The organism is Treponema sp. UBA753 (assembly GCF_002297325.1).
In the GTDB taxonomy this organism is placed as follows: Bacteria; Spirochaetota; Spirochaetia; order Treponematales; family Treponemataceae; genus Treponema_D.
Genome location: NZ_DBKJ01000036.1, coordinates 19116 through 27357 on the forward strand (window position 1 = coordinate 19116; position 8242 = coordinate 27357).

Below are 8242 nucleotides of genomic sequence, written 5' to 3' on the forward strand. Positions count from 1 at the left end.
ACAGTTCTTTTTTGGGGGACTTATGAAAGCAAAAAAATTTTTTTTAGCGTATTTTGTTGCATTAGTTTTATTTTTGCCAAATTCTTTTTCACAGGCAAAACAAACGCAATCAAAAAACGGCAGGGCAATTTCTTTTGTTCCAAAGTTTGAGCTTAAAATAAATGAAAAAGGAATGCCGGGCGCAGTTTCGGGGAAAAGCGCATTGTGCGAAATCAACTCGGTTGTCTACGAACCGAAAGGTCCGCTTGAGCAAGACACGTTTTTTTATGCAACTGTAACTTACAAAGCGACTGGCGAAAATTATTTTACAGAGCAGACAAAAACTTCTCCTTTAAACAAGACAGAGGCGAAAATCATAAAAGGCGGCAAAAAAACTCTCGTTGTAAAATACACAAGAACGAAGACTCAAAAAGATGAAGAATCTAAGGCAGAAAAAAGAAACATAAAACAGGAAAGAGAAATTGAAAAAGCAAAAACGCTCGCAAGCGGCGATTCAGCGCAAGAGCAATGGAAAGGCGCGCCTGCAATCTTAAGGCAGACTCCGTTTGAATTTGAAGGCGGAAACGGCACTGTTGAAAATCCGTTCTTAATAAAAACTCCAGAGCAGCTAAACTCAATCAGATTCGGGCTTGATTTTCATTACAAGCTAATTTCGGACATCAACCTTTCAAAATGGGGCAACTGGATTCCAATCGGCGGAACTCCGTCTTACGGAGGCTCGCACGGCGGACAAACTTATCAGAAAGCGGATGAAGGCGGCGGAAGGTTCACAGGCTCGCTCGACGGAAACGGACACGTAATCTCAGGAATGACTATAATCGACCATAGAGACGACATCTTTATGGGAACAAATGAAGCAGAACGTTCCTATGCGCTTTTCGCAGAAATGATAGCCCCGAAAGATTTCAGGCAAAAACAAAACGGCTTTATAAAAAATCTCGGAATCGTAAACTACACAATCGATGTGAGCTACACAAATCTAAAATACAAATGCACGCTCAATGCGGCGGCGCTTTCAACATCGGCGGCAAGCAGAACTTTTGAAAACTGCTATTCTTCAGGCGGAAAAATCAAAATCCGCACAAGCCGGGAAGATGAAGAGGAAACTTTTGTGACAATTTACGCAGGAGGACTTGTCTCTTCTGCAATCCACACAAAAATCATAAACTGCTACAACACATCTCCAGCCATAATCACAACAAGCGACACAGACTATATAAACACACAAATCGGAAGCAAGCGGATGGTTGTGGCAGGCGGAATAACAGCGCAGACAGCGTACAGCGACTTTATCGGCTGCATGAACTCAGGCGAAATTTCAGTTCCTTACGCAAACTGGGGACTCGCCTCTCTTTCGGCTGGAATCGTGGCAAGAGTTACAATCGACGACGCGCCGGAAAACATTTACAGCGCGCCGCCGTCAGGAGCAACAAATATAACAAGCTGCTACAACATCGGAACAATCCGCGGAACTTACGTTGGCGGAATCATGGGCTACACAGGAACAGACTGCTACATAAGCGACTGCTACAATGCGGGAAATCTTGAAATCGACGAGCTGAATCCGAACAAAGAGCCTTCCCTGATAATAAAAGCCGACATCGAGCTTCCAATCTGCAAGATTTTTAACTACGGCAAAAAATACGTTCACGACAACGGAATAAAAGCTGTTTCAGGCGAAATGTGGACAGATTCTCCAACGCTCGGAAGAAAAATCCTAAAGGCAATTCCAGAAGACAAACTTGGAATCAAACCAAGCGTGCCTGAAGCTCCAGTTCAAGTCGGAGAATTTTCAGACGTGATGTCAAACGACATTTTCGCGCATTCCGTTCCCTGGGCAGTTGAAAAAGGAATCGCAAAGCCTTCGTCAAAAACAAAATTCTCCCCGAACGAGACTTGCACACGCGGACAAGTTCTCACTTACATTTACCGCTGGAACGGCTCGCCAAAATCCTCAATAAAAAATCCGTTCAAAGACGTAAAGCCAAGCGACAGTTTTTACAACGCTGCTCTCTGGGCTTACGAAAAAGGGCTTTTCAAAGGAAGCACGCTCAACGGAAACTCTCCTTGCACACGGGGAGACGCAATCGAATTCTTATGGAAATACACGAATTCCTATCCGATGAATCCGGCGGACAATTTTACCGACGTTCCGCGCACGTCAAAATATCATTCTGCCGTCTCCTGGGCTTACTGGATGAGAATTGCGACAGGAATCACACCGACAATGTTCGAGCCGGATTCAGCCTGCACAAAAGCGCAAATCGTAACGTTCATTTACAATCTTGAGCACTCGCACTTTATGGACTGGCTAAAAATGGCTTTGGAACAATCAGAACAATAAAAATGGAAAAAACGGTCACTTAGCCAATCAGAAAAGGCAAAAACGAAAAAATTAAATATGGAGAATAAAATGAAAAAAACAGCTTTCAGGATTTTTATCTTAACAGGCGCGATGATATTTACTTTGCAGAATTCTTTTGCGCAAAAGCGAAGCCCAGCTTATGTCTGGCCAGAAAACACAACAGGAGATTATCCTTACTACACTCAGGCGCAGGCGGATTTTTTGTGTTCCGACATAAACCAGACAACGCTTGTAATCACAGATGAAAAAATCAAAAAAACAGGAATAAATCCTGACAACAAAGAAAAAATAAGCCGTTATCTTAATGAAACAACAACTCCAGAAGAGCGCGCAAGAATAAAAACAATAATTCTCGATGTTGCAAATCCTGATGTAGAACCATTATTCGCATACGACTATAAAATGAACTGGGCGCATGTTTATCCGCGAAATTTAAAAAATCTGTGGCTTAGTCCAAAAGTCGATGTAAGAAAATTTCTCAAAGAAGTTATAGATGTAAAAATAAAATCAATGTTCGCATCAACAAACGCGCCTATGAATTCCTGGGACTGCACGCTTTTCGTTCCTGAAAATCAGCTTCCAAAAGGAATGAGAGGAATTTTTGAAAATCCTGATGACCCGCTTTCAAGATATCTTCTTCTTAGGTTCAAGACAAAAACTTATTCAGGAGATGTTTTTTCAGCCGTAAAACTTGGAGACAAGGCGACAAAACTGCATTGCAATAATCACGTTTATGATGAAAGGCTTGCCACAATTGATAAACTTTACAAAAAATCAACCTGCAAAAACATCAACAAATATTATTATTCCTGCGAATTCTGCGGAAAATGCGAATACAATCCGAATCATACATTTTCATACGAATTTTCTGAAGACAAGCCAGAACCAATTGAAGACGGAAGATTCTACGGACATCATTTTATCGACCACAAAATCACAAAAGAAAATTTCATCGGAATAAATTCAAGAGGAGAACGCGTCTATTGGAAATCCTGCTCACAATGCGGAAACAACGTAAAAGACTGCAACAGTTCTCCGAAAATTTTTAACAGGGCAACATTTGACTTTGCTCTTGGAACAGGCATGGACGGAACTTACGAGCAATACATGGAAATTATTACAAAGCAATGGAACACAGTTTATAAAGATGAAGCGCTGGAAAACGCTTCGCTTGAATTTGACGGGCCGAATTCCTTTGCAGTTCTTGATAAAGTTGCAAAGGCAAAAGTCAGCGGCAAGGCAGAAAACGACGTGAACTGGGCTTTTCAAAACGGCTTGGTTGTCGAAAAACTTTTTGGAAACGACTACACGGCAAAAATCACAAAGCTGCAGTGCGCATCTCTCGCGGTTAATCTCGCAGAAAAACTGACTGGAAAAGAAATCACGCCAGTTTCAAAGCTTGCTTTTCCAGACACAGAAAATATTTACGCAAGAAAAGCCGCAGCAGCTGGAATTGCAAAACCATCAGGAGCTTTTAATCCAAACGCAATTTTGAGCCGTCAGCAAATGGCGACATATTTTTACCGCGCGCTTCAATACGTAAAAAAGAATTCCCGCATCAAGTACACGCCCTACACTCCAAAGCTCGAAAAATATAGCGACAACGCGCAAATTGCAAAATGGGCAAGAGAAGCGATGGGCTTTATGGACACTCTCGGCTTGATTGAAAAACCTTCTAAAAAAACAATTTCGCCGGAAGCTCCTTGCACAATTGAAAACGCAATTGCTACAGCGAGCAAAAGTTTTTATGCGGATAAAATCGGATGGTATCAGGCACGAACAGTTGTGGAAGCAGACGCAAGATTCTATTCTTCAAACAGAACTGCCCAGCATTTTTTAGACAGTGCTCTTTCAGGCAATGACTGGGGCGGCTGGCTTAGATACGTTTACACGGGCGGAACACGCATCTGGGTTACAGGTCCAAGAGTCGGAAGCTCCAGAGATTACGCAAGGCATTATCCGACAAAAAATCCGTACAACGGCGAGACAATATATGTGATTGCAGAAGATTTCTTGCCGATAAAAGCGGATTAAAACTTTTGCTAAAAATGACTTTGGAATAATTAGGTTGAAAAATATTATGGAGGAAAAAATGAAAAAATCAATTTTCAAGACCGTTATCTTAATCAGCGCGCTTGTGCTTGCAGCAGCTCCAGTTTTCTCACAAGCGAAAAGAACACAAAGCAAGCAGACGCAACAGCAAAGACAACCGCAAACGCAGATAAAGAGAACTCCGTCCACAGCGCAGAAAAAGACGACATCAACACAATCGTACTGGGATGGCGCGCCGGCAGTTTTAAAGGAAACTCCGTTCAAATTTGAAGGCGGAACTGGCACGCTCAAAGATCCATATTTAATCAAAACAGCAGAGCAGCTCAACTCCGTCAGATTCGGACTTTCAAAGCACTACAAGCTGATTGCCGACATCGACCTTTCAAAATGGGGAAACTGGATTCCACTCGGAGGAACTCCAGCCTATGGCGGCTCTTGGATAAAAAAATATCCTCAAGCAGCAGATGCAGGATGCGGAGAATTCACAGGTTCTTTTGACGGAAACGGCCATGTAATTTCTGGAATGACGATAATCGACCACAATGACGACATCTTTATGGGAGAAGCCGAGGCAACACGCGCATACGCTCTTTTCGGAGCAATATTTCCAGAAAACAATTCATTCATTAGAAATCTCGGCGTTGTGAACTACACAATCGACATCAGCCACACAAAAATGAAATACAATTGCGACCTTCGGGTGGCGGCGATTTCAAACTATGCGGCAGGCTTAATCGTAGAAAACTGCTACACTTCCGGCGGAAAAATCAAAGTGCATACAGGACGTGCAGGCAACCAAACCAGCAGAGTATATGTAATGGCAGGTGGAATGTTCACAGAAATTGAAGACTCAAGAATCACAAACTGCTACAACTCATCTCCAATCATCATAACAACAAGTGACACAGACTACATGAACTATAATTACACAACCACAACAAGGCAGCTTGGAGAGCTTCGTTCTGCACGGGCTGGAGGAATTGCAATGCAGATGATGTACACACACATCACAGGCTGCATGAACGCAGGCGAAGTTACAGTTCCTTACGCAAACTTTGGATACGGAAATTCACTTGCAGGAGGGATTGTGGGAAAAGTTGTATGCCTTGGCCAGCAACTCATTCACGGCTTGTCTCCAGAAGTGGCAAGCACCATAACAAGCTGCTACAATATCGGAAAAATTACAGGAACTTATGCCACAGGAATTTTGGGATTCACAAGCACCGACTGCTACATAAGCGACTGCTACAATGTGGGCGAACTTATTCTTGACGAAGACAATCCGCAAAAAGACTATATTCCAACATTCAAAGATGACATAATAGTTCAAGAGTGCAATATCCTTGAATACGGAAAAAAATACGTTCACGACAACGGAATAAAAGTTGTTCATGGCAGCAGATGGATAGATTCTCCAACGCTCGGAAGAAAAATCCTTAAAGCAATTCCAGAAGACAAGCTCGGAATCAAGCCAAGCAAACCGGAAGAAGCAACACAAATCGCAGGATTTACAGATGTGAAGTCTAGCGATGATTTTGCGCGCTCTGTTCCTTGGGCAGTTGAAAAAGGAATCGCAAAGCCTTCATCAAAAACAACATTCTCGCCGAACGCCCCTTGCACAAGAGGACAAGTTGTTACGTACATTTACCGCTGGCAAGGTTCTCCAAAAGTTTCAGGCAAAAATCCATTCAAAGATGTAAAGCCAAGCGACACTTTCTATAACGCGGCACTTTGGGCTTACAAAAACGGATTTTTAGACGGAAACACATTCAACGGAAAATCTCCTTGCACAAGAGGAGACGCTCTTGAAATCTTGTGGAAATGTTCAGGCTCAATGGAGATGATTGCGATTGACAACTTTACTGATGTTCCGCGCTCGTCAAAATATCAGCAGCCGGTTTCCTGGGCATACTACGGCGCAATTGCAAAACCAATCACAAAAACAACGTTCGAGCCAGAAAGCGTCTGCACAAAAGGCCAGATTGTAACGTTCATTTATCAAGTTGAGCACACAGGATTAAAGGACTGGATGGATACGACACAGAAAAATGCGAATTCGAATTCAAGTCAAATCGATAATATACTTGAAAGCACACTCAAAGAAATGGGCTTGGAAAATCTTCTAAACGGAAATCAGTTCTAGCTGCAGGATTCAATATAATCATTGACACAAGTATGTTTTTTCTATATCATATTTGCACTGTTAGGAACAAATTTTTAGGTAGGTACGAGATATGTCAAGATCATGTGATGTCTGCGGAAAACATTCAATGCACGGTAACAGAGTAAGCAAATCATACAATCATACACGCCGTCAGTGGAAGCCAAATCTTTTGAAGATTAAGACAGAAATCGACGGAACAACAAGAACAATCAAAGTTTGCACTCAGTGTCTCCGCTCTGGATTCATTACAAAGAAAATCAATGTAACTCCTGCAAACGCAGGCGCAAACAAAGCTGAATAGTTTTAACCTAAAAAGCTAGAACTTGAAGAAGGCTGCCAAAATCTGGCAGTCTTTTTTTATTTAAATTTTATACAAACTTTAAAAGCAAATATTTTCTAATTTTACAGCCGAACCTCTTGACAAAACTCGGGGGGGGGTAAAATGACCTTGAGGTATTTATATGAAAATTAGAAACTTTATTTTTGGAATCGCATTGATTTCTGCGCTTTGCTTTACAAGCTGCTCTGACGGCTCAAGCAGTTCAGATTCAGATGACACAAGTTCAAGAGTTCTTGACCTTAGAATCAAGAAAAACGGCGTTGTGTACAATTCAAGCCGCTCAATTGAAAACGCAGCTGAAATAACACAAACAGATCACGTAAAAGCCACAGCAGTTTCAGGCGGAATCCAGTTTGAAATTACTCTTCCAGAATATACAACTTACCTTGAAATCACAAGGCTTGAAGACATCGAAGGCATGGAAGATTTTTGGACAACAAGATGTGAACCTGAACCGCAGAATATCTATAGCTATGCTGGAAAAAAATACACATTCGTTTATCCGCTTTGCGAGCCGGGCGAAAAATACAAGTTCAACATTGGAATGGAAACTACCGAAAACAGCATAACAAAAGCTCTTCCCGCAGAAATTATCATAATCACTGCCACAGACGGAATTGGTGACATAGACTATTCAAATTTAACAAGCCGCCACATAGACTTATCTTATGATGGAACAAAGCCAACTGTTAAAGTTTCAAATGTTATTCCACCGGAAGGAGACAATGTGGAAACAAGAATCAACTACCATGCAAAAAACTCCAGCACAGAAACCGACTGGAACAATGATGCAATTTGGTTTGGAAATTACTTTGGAAAAAAATCAGACACAGTATCTTCAACTAAACTTTATAACGCAAAAGACTACACTGATCCAGACGCTCCTGTTTATTATGAAGAAAATGAAGAAGCAACAAAAGAGTGTCAAGAACTTCTTGCAACAGGTTTTAGCCATTTCCTTGGAAGCACAAAAAAATCTTATCTTTTTGTGCAGTACGCATACACTTTTGAAGTTAATGAAATGGAAAATGCAGAACATTACGTCTGGAGAACCGCAATCTTAGAGTCAGACGCCATAAAAGTAAAGTAAACTTCCACTCCCTGACTGACTTTGCAAAACAAAATCAGCCAGGGAATTTTTTTTAGGTAGCCCAAATGTCGAGCTTTATAATTTAATGTCATTATCGGGCTTGACCCGATAATCTATTGAAAATTTCCAACAGATTCCTGACCGAGTTTACTGCGTAAACATCGCAGTGTCGTAGCACGGGAATGACACTTAAATTACTGTTCTTATCAAAACTCGACATTTGGGCTAAAA

The 8242-nt window shown here is 41.6% G+C and carries 5 protein-coding genes; all 5 read left to right on the plus strand.

The genetic code is table 11. The annotated features are described in order from the left end of the window. Nucleotides 1-22 precede the first annotated feature (22 nt). The 5 genes from B4C08_RS02725 (at nucleotide 23) to B4C08_RS02745 (ending at nucleotide 8011) form a co-directional block, all read left to right on the plus strand. Complete coding sequence (locus tag B4C08_RS02725; RefSeq protein ID WP_296662554.1) at nucleotides 23-2344, plus strand: S-layer homology domain-containing protein; 2322 nt, start codon at nucleotides 23-25, stop codon at nucleotides 2342-2344. A 69-nt stretch (nucleotides 2345-2413) separates the two neighbouring features. After that, the gene (locus B4C08_RS02730; RefSeq protein WP_296662556.1) at nucleotides 2414-4399 is read left to right on the plus strand and encodes a hypothetical protein; all 1986 of its coding nucleotides are present in this window, start codon (nucleotides 2414-2416) and stop codon (nucleotides 4397-4399) included. A gap of 58 nt (nucleotides 4400-4457) precedes the next feature. Next, nucleotides 4458-6560 carry an S-layer homology domain-containing protein gene (locus B4C08_RS02735; RefSeq protein ID WP_296662558.1) on the plus strand — a complete coding sequence of 701 codons (2103 nt, stop codon included), beginning with the start codon at nucleotides 4458-4460 and terminating at the stop codon, nucleotides 6558-6560. 91 nt (nucleotides 6561-6651) lie between these two features. Next, the gene (gene rpmB / locus B4C08_RS02740; RefSeq protein ID WP_273354877.1) at nucleotides 6652-6882 is read left to right on the plus strand and encodes a 50S ribosomal protein L28; all 231 of its coding nucleotides are present in this window, start codon (nucleotides 6652-6654) and stop codon (nucleotides 6880-6882) included. Between the two features lie 160 nt (nucleotides 6883-7042). After that, the gene (locus B4C08_RS02745; RefSeq protein WP_296662560.1) at nucleotides 7043-8011 is read left to right on the plus strand and encodes a hypothetical protein; all 969 of its coding nucleotides are present in this window, start codon (nucleotides 7043-7045) and stop codon (nucleotides 8009-8011) included. Nucleotides 8012-8242 lie beyond the last annotated feature (231 nt).

What these genes read in the sequence shown, in the direction of transcription:
- B4C08_RS02735 (WP_296662558.1), top strand. Translation starts at nt 4,458, where the DNA reads ATGAAAAAATCAATTTTCAAGACCGTTATCTTAATCAGCGCGCTTGTG.
- B4C08_RS02745 (WP_296662560.1), top strand. Translation starts at nt 7,043, where the DNA reads ATGAAAATTAGAAACTTTATTTTTGGAATCGCATTGATTTCTGCGCTT.
- rpmB (WP_273354877.1), top strand. Translation starts at nt 6,652, where the DNA reads ATGTCAAGATCATGTGATGTCTGCGGAAAACATTCAATGCACGGTAAC.
- B4C08_RS02730 (WP_296662556.1), top strand. Translation starts at nt 2,414, where the DNA reads ATGAAAAAAACAGCTTTCAGGATTTTTATCTTAACAGGCGCGATGATA.
- B4C08_RS02725 (WP_296662554.1), top strand. Translation starts at nt 23, where the DNA reads ATGAAAGCAAAAAAATTTTTTTTAGCGTATTTTGTTGCATTAGTTTTA.